Source organism: Streptomyces sp. NPDC107521, assembly GCF_055598485.1.
On sequence record NZ_JBVKAT010000014.1, the window covers coordinates 165,160 to 178,313 of the forward strand.

Genomic DNA, 13,154 nt, shown 5'->3' on the forward strand with positions numbered 1-13,154 from the left:
GTGAGAGTCGCCCGGTCGGGTGACATCAGGCAGCCCACCCCATCCCCCTCCCGGCGTGGTGTCGAACCACCCCCGTACACCCGTCCCGGATGGGGGTCTGCGGGCTTCCGCAGGGCCGCCGGGCGACTTCGACCGCCGCGATCGGAAGGCGCCCCCGTGGTGCGGAAGTTCCATCGGGCAGGCCCGTTGGCCGTGCTCCTGCTGTGGCTGGCCCTCGCCGTAGCCGCCAGCCCGTACACCATGCGTCTGGGCGAGGTGGCTCCCTCCAGCCAGGCGGTCCAGCTGCCGGCCGGCGCCGAGTCCGCCCGGGTCGCCCGCCTGCTCAACCCGACCGCGCAGGACAATCCGCTGCCCCTCGCGGTGATCTGGACCCCGCGCAAGGGCGGCGAGCAGATAACCGCCGCCCAGCGGCAGGCGGTCCGTCAGGTCACCACCCGCCTGGCCAGCTCCGCCGCCGTCCCGGTCCTGGCTGCGGACGGCCGGGCACTGACGGCCGTGATCGCCGCCGGGCCGTCCGACCTGGCCACGCAGCTGAAGGCCATCCGGCAGGCGGCCACCACCGTCGACGGAACACACGTACATCTGGCGGGCCCGGCCGCCGCGCAGGCCGACCTCGACGGCGCGTTCGCGAAGACCGACAGCATGCTGCTGGCGGTCACCCTCGCCGGGGTCCTGCTGATCCTGCTCGCCGTCTACCGCAGCCTGGTGATGCCGCTGCTGGTGATCGCCGGCTCCCTGGTGGCGCTGGCCGCAGCCTGCGCGGTCCTGTATGCGCTGGCCCGGCCGGGCTGGCTGGCGATCGACGGCCAGACGCAGGGCATCGTGTTCGTCCTCGTGATCGGCGCGAGCACCGATTACGCCCTCCTGCTGGCCGCCCGCCACCGCGAAGAACTCGCCCAACAGCCCGACGCCGCGCAGGCGATGAAAGCCGCATGCCGCGCCACCGCACCCCCGATCCTGGCCAGCGCAGCAACCATCGCCTGCGCCATGATGACCCTCACCTTCAGCGACCTGCCCGCCGAGCAGACGCTGGGACCGGCCCTGGCGATCGCCATGGCCTGCTGCGCCAGCGTATCCCTGACCTTCCTCCCCGCCCTCCTCCTTGTGTGCGGACGGCGAGCCCTGCGTCCCGCCGCGTCGCAGACGGGAGAAGACGGTCGGCGGACGAAAGCGGGACGTGCCATCGAGTGCCGGCCCCGCAGGGTGTGGGCGGGCTGCCTGGTGCTGCTCGCCGCGGGAGCGGCCTGCGCCCCGCTCCTCGCGCAGAGCGGCGTCCCCCTGCACCAGGCCCTGCCGGCCGGTTCACCCTCCGTTACCGGGCAGCACGTCCTCGCACGCCACTTCCCCGCCGGAACTCCCAGCCCCCTGATCATCATCGCGCCCGCCACCCACACGCCCGAAGTACGCGAGAAGGCTGCCGCGACGCCCGGCGTTGCGGCCACCGCCGTCCAAAGCGGACCTGAGAAGACGACACAAGTAGTGGCGACGCTGGCGCACGCCCCGGACAGCGCCCAAGCCCGTGCCACGGTGCTCCGGCTGCGCGGTTCGCTGGCCGGAACCGGGGCGCTGGTCGGCGGGCAGAGCGCGCAGCTCACCGACTTCCACGAGGCATCCGTCGGCGGCCACCGTCTGATCATGCCGCTGGTGCTGGCCGTCGTCCTGGCCGTCCTGATCGTTCTGCTGCGCTGCCTGCTGCTGCCCCTGCTCCTGGTCGCGGCCGCGTGGATCAGCCTGCTCACCGCGTTCGGGGCCGCCGCGCTCGTTCTCCAGCTGGTCATCGGCAGTGCCGCCACCGAGCCGGCCGTAGTGCTGTTCTCCTTCGTCTTCCTCGTCGCCCTCGGCGTGGACTACAACATCTTCCTCGTCCACCGCATCCGCGCCGAAGCCCTCCACCGCGGCACCACCGCCGGGGTGCACCAGGCACTGGCAACCACCAGCGGCGTCATCAGCGCCGCCGGACTCATCCTCGCCGCCACCTTCTCCGCCCTGACCGTGATGCCCCTGCTCTACCTCGCACAAATCGGCTGCATCGTCGCCATCGGCGTGCTGATCGACACCCTCCTCGTACGCCTCTTCCTCGTCCCCGCCCTCATCCTCGACCTCGGACCCCGCATCTGGTGGCCCACCCACCTGCCCGCAGACCTCTCCCGCCCCCGGATCGGCCCGTCCCCGCACACGGGCGAACCCGGGCTCACCACCGCCTCGACACCGGTGCCGTGACGGCAACACCCGCGCTCTCTTCACTCTTTCGGAGGTCGGACCAATCCTCCGGTCGGGGGCTGCCGAATCCGGGGTGTGAGCAGTTTCCGAACCATCCTCTCCCGCGCCGCACGGGGTGCACTGGCCGGCCTTCTGGCGGCGTTCACGGCGCTGGCCGTGGCCGAGCTGGTCGCCGGCCTGGTGCGGCCTGCGGCCGGCCCGGTGACGGTTGTCGGTGGTGCGGTGATCGACCGGACGCCCGCCGCGGTGAAGGACTTCGCCATCCGCACCTTCGGAGAGAACGACAAGACCGTCCTGCAGCTCGGAATCCTCGCCATCCTCGCCCTCATCGCCGTCGGCCTCGGCATCCTCGCCCTGTCCTACCGGTGGGTCGGCGCCGCAGGCGTGCTGCTGTTCGGAATCGTCGGCTCCGCTGCAGCACTCAGCCGACCCGACTCCACCGGCATCGGCGACGCGCTGCCCTCGATCGCCGGAGCCCTTACAGGGGCCATCGCCCTCTATGCCCTTGCGTCGAAAGCCGTGCCCGCCACGGTCCTTGCCGTCGCGGACTGGCAGGAAGCCACTGAAGGTTGGAACAGGCGCGGTTTCCTCGCCGCGGCCGGCGTGACCGCGGTGGCGGCGGCATCTGCCGGGGCCCTGGGCCGGTACGTCACCGGCCGCCAAGGCCAAGGTGCAGCCGCCTTGCGCAACAGCCTGCTCCTGCCCGCCCCTGCCTCCCCGGCACCCGCACTCCCCGCAGGCGTCCAGCTCAAGGTCGCCGACATCAGCCCCTTCACCACCCCCAACGCCGACTTCTACCGCGTCGACACCGCCCTGACCGTCCCCAAGATCGACGCCGGGACATGGCGACTGCGCATCCACGGCAAGGGCGTCACCCGGCCCCGCACCTTCAGCCTCGATGAGCTCCTGGCACGACCCCTGATCGAACGCGACATCACCCTGACCTGTGTCTCCAACGAGGTCGGCGGCCCCTACATCGGCACCGCGCGCTGGCTCGGCGTGCCGCTGGCCGACCTCCTCAAGGAGGCCGGAGTACGGCCCCCGTCCAAGGGAGGCAAGGCCGATCAGCTGGTGGCGCGCTCGGTCGACGGGATGACGCTCGGATCGCCGGTCGAGGAGGTCATGGACGGCCGCGACGCGATGCTCGCCGTCGGCATGAACGGCGAACCCCTGCCCTTCGATCACGGCTTCCCGGTCCGCATGCTCGTACCCGGCCTGTACGGGTACGTGTCGGCCTGCAAATGGGTCACCGACATCGAGCTCACCACCTTCGACGCCTACGACCCGTACTGGGTCAAGCGCAAGTGGGCGCGGAAGGCACCGATCAAGACCCAGGCCCGGATCGACACCCCCAAGCCGTTCGCCCGCCCCGCCGCCGGCACCGTCACCATCGCAGGTGTCGCCTGGGCCCAACACCGCGGCATCACCCGCGTCGAAGTCCGTATCGACGACGGCCCGTGGCAGGACGCCGGCCTCGCCCCGCAGGCAGGCATCGACACCTGGCGCCAGTGGTCCTACCCCTGGAATGCCGCCCCCGGCGGCCACACGATCACCGTCCGCGCCACCGACGGCACCGGCCAGATCCAGACCGAACAGCGCACACGGACCATCCCCGACGGAGCGAGCGGCTGGCACAGCGTCTTCGTCACCGTCCCCTAGACCACCGGACCGGCCCCCAGGGCGACTCCGGCAGCACAACCAGCTTCCTGCAATCCCTTTATGGAAAAGCCCCCAAGGAGCAATCGATCATGAACAGCATGAAGATCCGCCGTACCGCGATCGCCGTCGCCGCAGCCGCCCTGCTGCCCTTCTCCCTGGCCGCGTGCTCCGACTCCGGCAGCGACACCAAGGCCGCCCCCACCGCAGCCGCTGGCGACCAGGCCAAGACCGGAGAGAGCACCCCCGCGGGCGACTCGATGACCGGCGACCAGCCCTTCGGCCCGGCCTGTGCCGGGGTGCCCAAGGAGGGTGCCGGTTCCTTCGACGGCATGGCCAAGGACCCGGTCGCCACCGCCGCCTCCAACAACCCGGCCCTGTCCACCCTGGTCGCCGCGGTCAAGCAGGCCGGCCTGGTCGACACCCTGAACAACGCCAAGGACATCACCGTCTTCGCCCCGACCAACGACGCCTTCGCGAAGATCCCGAAGGCCGACCTCGACAAGGTCCTCGCCGACAAGGCCACCCTGACGAAGATCCTCACCTACCACGTCGTGGGCCAGAAGCTCACCCCCAAGCAGTTGGAGAACGGCTCCTTCGAGACACTGGAGAAGGGCACGGTCACCACGAAGGGCTCCGGCGAGGCGTACAAGGTCAACGACACGTCCAACGTGGTGTGCGGCAACGTCAAGACCGCCAACGCCAACGTCTACATCGTCGACACCGTCCTGATGCCCAAGTAACCCGCACCAGGGACGTCATCCCGCAACGGCCGGTGGCCCCGCGCCCTTCCCTGAAGGGCGACGAGCTCACCGCGGAAGAGGAGTCCGGCGGGTCGCCAGACGCCAAGCCGGCCGCTTCAGCCCCGCAGACACCCGGAGCCGCCGGCGGTGAGCCCGCCGCCGGTGGAGCGACCCTGCCGGGCCTGCCCACAGCAGACCAGGCCCGCACCGACTTGGCCGGTCTGACGGTCGCCCAGCAGCGGTCGATGGCCGGCTACAGCCACGCCCGATTTCCGCACTGGGCGCAGCAGGGTGAGCGGTGTGACACGCGGGAGACCGTGCTGGGGCGTGAGGGCACGGATGTGGAGCGGGATGCCGAGTGCCGGGCCGTGGCCGGGAAGTGGGTCAGCCTCTACGACGGGAAGACGTTCACGAAGGCCGGTGACCTGGACATCGATCACATGGTGCCCCTCGCGAATGCCTGGCGGTCGGGGGCCGGTGACTGGGACCAGGAGAAGCGGAAGAAGTTCGCCAATGACCTGGAAGGTCCCCAGCTCCTGGCGGTGTCCGCGGCGACGAATCGCTCCAGAGGGGACCCGGGCACCGAGTCCTGGAAACCGCCGGCCGTGGAGACCTGGTGCGTCTACGCCCGGGCCTGGACCGGCGTGAAGGCCGGCTACGGCCTGTCGGTGACGCCGGAGGAGAAGAGCGCACTCGGCGACATGCTGAGAACCTGTGCCTCATGAGCACCCCTGATACCCCTGCGCGGCTGGTGGACGAGGTCACAGCGGGCCCCGGCGGAGCGATGACCGACGACGTCGGCGTCATCACCGGCGACCTCACCCTCGCCACCACCCTGCGCGCCGACGGCCAGGCGGACGTTTCGATCCAGTACACCGAAGCCGACGAATGGTATTGCCTCACCGGCAGCCCCGTGCCCGTCCCCGCCGAGGGGCTGCCTGCCCTGCACGCACACGTCCTGGACCTGGTGCGCCAGGGCGGCGGAGCCGAAGCCCCCCGCTGATTCACAAGCCCACGGGGGCCTCCCCCGTCCTCCTGGTTCCCGCGCCCGGGCAGGAAGTCCCCCAGTGCGTCGCGGCCAACCGCGCGGTCGGGCTGCGCGGCTTCTGGACGAGGTACTTCGCGGCACGCCGCGCCGCCCGGAGCGGCGGCGGCCGGGGGACGTGGAGGCCGCCGTCCACAACTTCCACCCGCCATGGTGCGGCGGGCGATCCTCGACGCGTGGCCGGTCGGCGCCCCCGACGCAGTCCTCCGCGCCCAGAACGAGGCCGCGGCCGCCGCCCTGCGCCGGGTGGCGCCCCCGGCGGCGGCGCGGCGGCGGAACTCCTGCCCCCGCCGCGGGCGGCCAACGCGGCGGACGGCGCCGGGCATCCGCTGTTCGCCGCGAACCGGGGGCTGACCGCCGGTGCCGACGCGCCGGGGGACGACCCGGCCGGCGCGCTCCGGCCGGCCACGACGGCGCTGCGCGACCACCGGGGGGACGGACATGGCCGTGCTGACGGCGGAGGGCCCGCACTGCTGCGAGGTCGAGTCCCGCACGGACACCTTGGCCACGCGCCCGTACGAGGTGCCCGGGCCGGACGGGCGGCACGCGTCCTCGCCCTGCTCGGGCCGGTCACCGACCACGTACTGGTTCTCGGCGTTGCCGACCGCCGAGTCGTACCCAGTGGCCGCAGACGCCCGGCACCACCTCCGCCGAACCAGTCGAAGTCGACGCTGGTCGGCCATGACGAGTTCACCAAGACCAGGCCGTCCGCCGCCACGATTGCCGCGGCCCGCAAGGCGGGCGTGAACGGTGGGGATCCCCTCCGCGCAGAAGTAACACGCAGGCCCGAGCCTGCCGGGACGACGCATTCCGCGAGGGCGCCCGAGAAGCTCATGTTGCTCTTGCCACTCACTACCTGGACTGCTTCCTCCGGGATCATCCGTCCCAGTATCAGGCTGTCCAGCTCAGTGGGGGAACTTCAGTGGGCACCGAGACCCCGACCGTGATCCGGAGGGGCTGCCGCAGCTGTTCGGGGAGCGGTACGCACGACCGGGGTGCGCGGTGGGGTCAGCCTTTGCAGGTGCCGGCCCGGGCGGTCCAGTCGCCGACCGCCTGGTTCACGGTGGAGAACCGCGCACCGTGTTCCTTGGCCCGGCGGATGATCCGTTCCAGGATGCGGATGCGCCCGGCGCGGCCGATGGACTGGGGGTGGAAGGTCTGGGTGAAGACCCCGTGCGGAACTTCCTCCACCATGAAGTCGAGATCTGCCAGCCAGCGGTTGGCCAGCCCCTCGACGTCGGTGGAGGCGGGCATCAACATCGGCGGGGCGAGGGCGAACTCCATGAAGGGAAAGTCGTCGAGGGTCCACGAGACGGGCACCTCGACCAGGTCCAGCTCGCGCCCGAACTCCACGGCCCGGTCACGGTGGATGATGTCGCCGGTGCGGCAGCGGTACAGCTCGAAGTCGTGCCCCATCATGCTGCTGTCGTATGTGAACCCGAAGTCCGACAGCAGCCGTGTGGAGTTCGGGGAGAGATCGAAGGCGGGCGAGCGGTAGCCGGCCGGCCGGACTCCGAGAACCCGGTCGAGAGTGTCGAGTCCACGCTCCAGCACTTCGGACTCGGCGGCTTCGTCCAGGCTGGTCGGCCCCTCATGGGCGTAGCCGTGGTGGCCGATCTCATGGCCGGCGTCGCGAATGCGCTTGCACACGTCCGGGTAGGTGTCGACGTCCAGGCCGGGGATGTACCAGGTGGACGTGACTCCTTCACGCTCCAGCAGATCGAGGATGCGCGGGGTCGCGACGTTCGCCGCGAACTCGCCGCGCGACACATACGTCGGCGTGGACAGGCCCATAGTGCCCAGCCAGACGGAGATGGCGTCGAAGTCGAAGGTCAGGCATACGGTCGGTTTGGACATGGGTCCTCGTCTCCTTGATCGGGATGGTCGGTGGCCGAACGCGGACTCAGTGGGAGGGCCAGGCCCGGTAGCGCTCCGCGCGCCGGCGGCGGTCCGCAAAGGTCGTCGCGGCGCCCGTCTTCCGGTTCTCGGCGAGCCGCTGGAGATCGACATCGGCGACGGCGACCGCGTCGACGTTGGGGGCGGTCTCGGCCAGTACCCCGTTGTCGGGCCAGCCCGCGTCGCACGGGCCCAGGACTGCGCTGCGGGCCCAGGCCCCGGGCCAGGGCCCGCGTGCGGGACCGGCGACACCGGAGTGCACGGTGTAGATCTGGTTCTCGATGGCGCGGGCGGCGGCGCAGTGACGGACGCGCCAGAACCCGGCCTCGGTGATGGTGAGCGAGGGGACGAGGACGATCTGCACACCCTGCTCGGCGAGCGACGCGGAGCACTCCGGGATCTCGGCCTCGTAACAGATATTCACGCCGACGACGCCGAAGGGAAGTTCCACGACCGCCATGTCGTCTCCCTCGCCGATATCGAGGGAATTTTCAAGTGGGAAGAGGTGGGTTTTGGCGTGCTCGTGCAGCAGCGCTCCGTCCGGCCCGAAAAGAGGAGCGACGTTGAGCAGGCCGCCATTCCCGGTACGGACCAGATGCGAACCGGCGAGGATGTACTGCCTGCGCCTCGCGGCCTCGCGTGCCATGAGTTCCCGGTACCGGTCGGTGAACTGTACGGTCTCGACCACAGGCTCCAGATCCACAGCGTCGCGCCAGCCGGGAACGGCCGTCATGAGTTCGAAGGTGACCAGTTCGGGCAGCACGACGAGGTCGGCGCCGACCGCTTGGTCGAGCAGATCCCGAAGATGGACGGCGAACTCCTCGAAATCCGCGACTTCACGGAACGCCGAAGTACAGCTGGCGATTCTGGGCATCAGGGTCTCCCTCGAGTCCGGTCGATGCCCGCATGCTGTCAGCGAAATCGCCAGAATTCGTCGGTCAAATGACCGACAAGCGGACAACGCAGCCCCCGGTTACGATGCCCTGATGAGCACGTATCCGCCCCGTTTTTCCACAGTGATCGCCATGGTGTCCCGCGCGGGCGAGATCCGGGAGCGCCATCGCGGCGAAATCACCGTGCATGCCGGCCTTCCCCGCTATCTGCGCACGGCGGCTCGCATCGGGCTGCCCGCCCCTGTGTGTTTCGCCTGGGACACCGGCCCCGACCCGGCCATACTCCCCAAGGAGCCCGACACGAGCCCTCCCCAGATCCTGCGCGTCCATATCGCACCCGCCGGGCGTCCGTCCGGAGGCTGTCACGTCGAGGTCCGGCCGTTCACACCGGAGGAACGCTCCGGCCTCACCGGGCGTGAGCTCCAGGTGCTGACCCTGGTCGCCTGCGGACTGACGAACCCCGACATCGCCACCCGCCTGACGGTTTCCCGGCGTACGGTCGCCACCCACGTCGAGCGGCTTCTGCACAAGCTGGGAGTCACCAGCCGCGCCGCGGCGACAGCGATCACGCTGGACCGTGACCTGTTCACCCTCCCGGTACGGGGCGAGCTGGCGAGCCTCCCGTCGCTCGGCCCGCTGAGGCTGGAGGCGGCGGTACGCGACAACCCCGGGAGCCCGTCCACCCCCGACACTCCACGACGGCGCGTCACCCGCCCGCGACCCCTGTTGATCGGCGCCGTCTATCCCTCCGCCGGGGACTGGCTCGGTGACGGCCTCAAGATGGAACAGGGCACCAGACTCGCCGTGGACGAGATCAACGAACGCGGCGGTGTAGCCGGCCGCAGGATCGAGCACATCCCGCTCCGGGTCAACATCCAGGACGGCCGGGCGATACAGCACGCGATCGAACGACTCGTCGGCGGGGACGTCGACGCGATCACCACGGGATACACGCTCCAGCGTTCCCGCGATTCACTCAGCGCGCAGTTCCTCCCTGCGGCCTCCGCGGGCTCTCCCCTACTGCACCATTCGACGTCGGCGAGCGCCGCCGATCTCATCGCCGAAGAGATCGACACGTTCAGCAACATCTTCCAGGTGTGCGGCCGGGAGAGCGTCTACGGAACCGGCTTCGTCCGTATGCTCACCACGCTGCGTGACTCAGGAGCATGGCGCCCCGCCTCGAACAGACTCCAGGTCTTCGACACCGACGACACCGATATGACCACGTTCACCCCTTCCGCGATGGAAGCGGCCGAACGAGCCGGCTGGCGGCCGGCCGTCGAACACATCAATTCCTTCGCGCCTGACTGGACCACCGTCATCAGCCAGATCCGCGACCTGGACCCCGCCGCCGTCATGATCGCCCACTTCGCCACGGCCCGGATGGCGGCCTTCGTACGCGAATTCCGGCGCGATCCGTCCGACACCCTCCTGTACGCCCTGTACTCGCCCTCGGTTCCCCAATTCCTCGACCAGGCCGACGGCCGCGCCGAGGGAATGCTCTGGGCGACCGTCAGCGGACTGTACGGCGACAACTTCGCCCATCAATTCGAGCGACGGTTCCTCCGGCGCTTCGGGAGCACACCCGGATTGTCCAGCGCGGGAATCCGCTACGACATGATCCACCTACTGGCCGCCGCATGGTCACAATGCGACTCGCCCCACGACACCGAAGAGGTCAACCGCGTCCTGCGCCGCATCGTCCATCGCGGGGTCAACGGCTCCTACCATTTCGGCTCTTCCGACCAGACCAACCTGGTCTACCCGGACCAGACGACCGACCCGTCCATCGCGCAAGCCCACCTCGTCTACCAGGTCCAGGACGGCCACCATCACATCATCGCCCCCACGCCGTACTCCACCGCGCCCTTCCGGCCGGTGGCCTGAGACCGCGACCGCCTCCGGACCGGGCCGGAGCCGACAGCGGGTGAACCGAGGGGCGGTACAGGAAAGGAGCCGCACCCCTGGCCTCAGCTTCAATACCGACGCAGTCCTCGCCCAACCCACCGCGACCAGCGAGGTGCGCCTCTTCATGCCGGACAACGGCACCATGACCCAGGACCGCCTCGCCAGGGAGGTGTGGGACTACGAGGGCCTTGTCTGCCACACCGTGAGAATCCACTCGTCGAGACCGGCGACCCAAAGATTTCCGCAACTACTGAGGTTGAACTCGTGGTGTCGTAGGGGCTGACGGCTCGTCGCACCGTGCGGGGGTCTGTCAAACGAGTGGTGCAACCAGGGTGGTTGAGGATTACTGACGGGCTGCGGAGAGGCGGCCGTCGAAGGTGATGTCGAAGGCGTTCAGTGCGGTCTTCCAGCGCATGGTCCAGCGGGCCTGGCCCTTGCCGGTCGGGTCCAGCGACATGATCGCCATGTAGACGCACTTCAAGGCGGCCTGCTCGTTCGGGAAGTGCCCGCGAGCCTTGACTGCCCGCCGAATCCGGGCGTTCACCGACTCGATGGCGTTTGTGGTGCAGACGATGCGGCGGATCTCGGTGTCGAACCGGAGGAACGGGGTGAACTCTTCCCAGGCGTTCTCCCAGAGCCGGACGATCGCCGGATACTTCTTGCCCCATGCGTCGGCGAACTCCGCGAACCGCTCCAGGGCCGCGTCCTCGGTCGCCGCGTGTAGACGGGCTTGAGGAGGCGAGCGATCTTGTCCCAGTCCTGGCGGGCGGCATAGCGGAAGGAGTTCCGCAGCAGGTGCACCACACAGGTCTGCACGATCGTCTTCGGCCAGACCGTCTCGACCGCCTCGGGCAGGCCCTTGAGCCCGTCGCAGACCAGCATCAGCACGTCGTTCACGCCACGGTTCTTGATCTCGGTGAGGATGTGCATCCAGTGCTTGGCGCCCTCACCGCCGTCGCCGGCCCACAGCCCGAGGATGTCGCGCCGGCCCTCAACGGTGACGGCCAGGGCCACGTAGATCGGCCGGTTGGCCACGGCGCCGTCGCGGATCTTCACGTGGATGGCGTCGATGAAGACCACCGGACAGACGGCATCGAGCGGCCGGTTCTGCCACTCGGCCATGCCGTCCAGGACCTGTCGGTGATCGTGGAGATCGTCTGGCGGGATACGTCGGCGCCATAGACCTCCGCAAGGTGGGCCTGGACCTCGCCGGTGGTCAGGCCCTTCGCAGCGAGCGAGATGACCATCTCGTCCACGCCGGTCAGACGCTTCTGCCGCTTCTTGACGATCCTCGGCTCGAAGCTGCCTTCCCGGTCGCGGGGCACGGCTGTCCCGGCCGGGCCGACGTCGGTGAGCACGGTCTTGGCACGGGTGCCGTTGCGTGAGTTGCCGCCGTTCTTCCCGGCCGGGTCGTGCTTGTCATAGCTGAGATGGTCTGTGATCTCGCCCTCGAGAGCGGATTCCAGGAGCCGCTTGGTCAGCTGCTGTGGAGCAGCCCGCCCTCGCCGGTCAGCCGAAGGCCCTCGGCCTGAGCCCGGCCCACCAGCTCGTCGATCAGCCGGTCGTCCACCGACTTTGCCGGCGCCGCCTCAGATGGCTCGACGGACTCGGTCTCGGTCATGTTGTTGCTCGTCATCGATGCATCTTCCATGATCGGGAGTTGCACCGAACGTTTTACAGTCCCGGCGCTGGGCGTCGTGATCCTCGCGCTGATCGCGACGGGCGCGCTGAGCCCGCACGCGGAGGAGTCCGCGGGCTGAGGCCGGGGCTCCGGTAGCCGACCGGTAGCGCAGTGTCAGTGCTTGCCCTTAGGCTTGCCCGCATGTCCCCCGATGTCGCGAGCCCTGGTTCCGCGCGGTCCGCAGCGGAGCTGAACGACCGGATCCGCGCCCTCTGGCGGCGCGCGGGCGGCTGCCTGTCGACCCAGGAGCGCGTGGAGTACGAGCTGCTGGTGGTCGAGTGGGCCGCGGCGATCCGCTGCGAGGTGATCGCGGCGGCCTGACCCGGCCCCCGCAGCCCCGGGGCGGCCGTCCTCAGCGCCCGCCCGCCACCCGCAGCACCGTGCCCGTCGTGTACGAGGCGTCCGGCGAGAGCAGCCAGGCGATGGCCGCGGCGATCTCCTCTGCGCGCCCGGCCCGCCCCAGGGGGACGGTGGGTCCCATCCGTCCGGCCCGGCCCGGGTCGCCCATCGCGGCGTGCATCCCGGTGTCGACGACCCCCGGCGCGACGGCGTTGACCCGCACCCCGTCCGGCCCCAGCTCCTTGGCCAGGCCCAGGGTCAGGGTGTCCACGGCGGCCTTCGTCGCCGCGTAGTGCACGTACTCCCCCGGGCTGCCGAGCGTCGCCGCGCCCGAGGAGACGTTCACGATCGCGCCGCCGCCCCGGGCCGTCATCAGCCGCGCGGCGCGCCGGGCGCAGAGCAGCGTGCCCAGCAGGTTGACGTCCAGGACCCGGCGCAGGTCGGCGGTGTCGCTGTCCGCGAGCCGCCCCAGGGGACCGGTCACCGCCGCGTTGTTCACCAGGCCGGTGACCGGTCCGAGCCGTTCCTCCGCGAGGTCGAAGAGGCGGTCCACATCGGTCTCGACGGAGGTGTCCGCCCGGACGGCGAACGCCCGGCCGCCCGGCTCCCGCACCCCCGCCGCGACCTCTTCGGCGGCGTTCCCGTCCCGGACGTAGCCGACGACCACGTCGTGGCCGTCGGCCGCGAGCCGCAGACAGGTCGCCGCGCCGATGCCCCGGCTGCCGCCGGTGACGACCGTGAGGGGACGGGTCATGGGGATACCTCCGTCGATG

Annotated in this window: 11 protein-coding genes and 1 pseudogene; 8 read left to right on the forward strand and 4 right to left on the reverse strand. The window is 70.3% G+C overall.

Annotated features, from left to right (window positions below; genetic code table 11):
• Positions 1-159: 159 nt before the first annotated feature.
• The 6 genes from ACZ7LB_RS21470 to ACZ7LB_RS21495 all read left to right on the forward strand — a co-directional run bounded on the left by ACZ7LB_RS21470 (position 160) and on the right by ACZ7LB_RS21495 (position 6,611).
• Positions 160-2,220 (forward strand): MMPL family transporter, encoded by a 2,061-nt coding sequence (locus tag ACZ7LB_RS21470; protein ID WP_471470333.1) that lies wholly within the window; start codon positions 160-162, stop codon positions 2,218-2,220.
• 66 nt (positions 2,221-2,286) lie between these two features.
• Positions 2,287-3,879, forward strand: coding sequence for a sulfite oxidase (locus ACZ7LB_RS21475; RefSeq protein ID WP_471470399.1), 1,593 nt, complete (start codon positions 2,287-2,289; stop codon positions 3,877-3,879).
• Between the two features lie 89 nt (positions 3,880-3,968).
• Positions 3,969-4,619, forward strand: a complete 651-nt coding sequence (locus ACZ7LB_RS21480; protein ID WP_471470335.1) for a fasciclin domain-containing protein — start codon at positions 3,969-3,971, stop codon at positions 4,617-4,619.
• A 212-nt stretch (positions 4,620-4,831) separates the two neighbouring features.
• On the forward strand, positions 4,832-5,344 hold the full coding sequence (locus ACZ7LB_RS21485; protein ID WP_471470336.1) for an HNH endonuclease family protein: 513 nt from the start codon (positions 4,832-4,834) through the stop codon (positions 5,342-5,344).
• Positions 5,341-5,622 carry a hypothetical protein gene (locus tag ACZ7LB_RS21490; protein WP_471470337.1) on the forward strand — a complete coding sequence of 94 codons (282 nt, stop codon included), beginning with the start codon at positions 5,341-5,343 and terminating at the stop codon, positions 5,620-5,622. The genes ACZ7LB_RS21485 and ACZ7LB_RS21490 overlap by 4 nt, the downstream gene beginning before the upstream one ends.
• The gene (locus ACZ7LB_RS21495) at positions 5,508-6,611 is read left to right on the forward strand and encodes a helix-turn-helix domain-containing protein (protein WP_471470338.1); all 1,104 of its coding nucleotides are present in this window, start codon (positions 5,508-5,510) and stop codon (positions 6,609-6,611) included. Before ACZ7LB_RS21490 ends, ACZ7LB_RS21495 begins: the two co-directional genes overlap by 115 nt.
• Before the next feature lie 61 nt (positions 6,612-6,672).
• Here the strand turns inward: ACZ7LB_RS21495 and ACZ7LB_RS21500 are convergent, their stop codons facing one another.
• Positions 6,673-7,521 (reverse strand): polysaccharide deacetylase family protein, encoded by an 849-nt coding sequence (locus ACZ7LB_RS21500; RefSeq protein WP_471470339.1) that lies wholly within the window; start codon positions 7,519-7,521, stop codon positions 6,673-6,675.
• A gap of 46 nt (positions 7,522-7,567) precedes the next feature.
• Positions 7,568-8,434 carry a nitrilase-related carbon-nitrogen hydrolase gene (locus tag ACZ7LB_RS21505; RefSeq protein ID WP_471470341.1) on the reverse strand — a complete coding sequence of 289 codons (867 nt, stop codon included), beginning with the start codon at positions 8,432-8,434 and terminating at the stop codon, positions 7,568-7,570.
• Between the two features lie 112 nt (positions 8,435-8,546).
• Between ACZ7LB_RS21505 and ACZ7LB_RS21510 the strand changes: the two genes are divergently transcribed.
• Positions 8,547-10,340 carry a LuxR C-terminal-related transcriptional regulator gene (locus tag ACZ7LB_RS21510; protein WP_471470342.1) on the forward strand — a complete coding sequence of 598 codons (1,794 nt, stop codon included), beginning with the start codon at positions 8,547-8,549 and terminating at the stop codon, positions 10,338-10,340.
• A gap of 364 nt (positions 10,341-10,704) precedes the next feature.
• Here the strand turns inward: ACZ7LB_RS21510 and ACZ7LB_RS21515 are convergent.
• Positions 10,705-11,982, reverse strand: a pseudogene (locus ACZ7LB_RS21515) (IS256 family transposase).
• A 201-nt stretch (positions 11,983-12,183) separates the two neighbouring features.
• Here ACZ7LB_RS21515 and ACZ7LB_RS21520 point away from each other — a divergent pair.
• On the forward strand, positions 12,184-12,363 hold the full coding sequence (locus ACZ7LB_RS21520; RefSeq protein WP_471470344.1) for a hypothetical protein: 180 nt from the start codon (positions 12,184-12,186) through the stop codon (positions 12,361-12,363).
• Positions 12,364-12,394: 31 nt separating this feature from the next.
• Here the strand turns inward: ACZ7LB_RS21520 and ACZ7LB_RS21525 are convergent, their stop codons facing one another.
• Positions 12,395-13,135: an SDR family oxidoreductase gene (locus ACZ7LB_RS21525; protein WP_471470346.1), complete on the reverse strand. Its 741-nt coding sequence runs from the start codon at positions 13,133-13,135 to the stop codon at positions 12,395-12,397.
• Between the last annotated feature and the right edge of the window lie 19 nt (positions 13,136-13,154).

Coding starts and splice junctions, on each gene's coding strand:
- ACZ7LB_RS21490 (WP_471470337.1), top strand. CDS start 5,341: ATGAGCACCCCTGATACCCCTGCGCGGCTGGTGGACGAGGTCACAGCG.
- ACZ7LB_RS21495 (WP_471470338.1), top strand. CDS start 5,508: ATGGTATTGCCTCACCGGCAGCCCCGTGCCCGTCCCCGCCGAGGGGCT.
- ACZ7LB_RS21500 (WP_471470339.1), bottom strand. CDS start 7,521: ATGTCCAAACCGACCGTATGCCTGACCTTCGACTTCGACGCCATCTCC.
- ACZ7LB_RS21510 (WP_471470342.1), top strand. CDS start 8,547: ATGAGCACGTATCCGCCCCGTTTTTCCACAGTGATCGCCATGGTGTCC.
- ACZ7LB_RS21505 (WP_471470341.1), bottom strand. CDS start 8,434: ATGCCCAGAATCGCCAGCTGTACTTCGGCGTTCCGTGAAGTCGCGGAT.
- ACZ7LB_RS21525 (WP_471470346.1), bottom strand. CDS start 13,135: ATGACCCGTCCCCTCACGGTCGTCACCGGCGGCAGCCGGGGCATCGGC.
- ACZ7LB_RS21520 (WP_471470344.1), top strand. CDS start 12,184: ATGTCCCCCGATGTCGCGAGCCCTGGTTCCGCGCGGTCCGCAGCGGAG.
- ACZ7LB_RS21480 (WP_471470335.1), top strand. CDS start 3,969: ATGAACAGCATGAAGATCCGCCGTACCGCGATCGCCGTCGCCGCAGCC.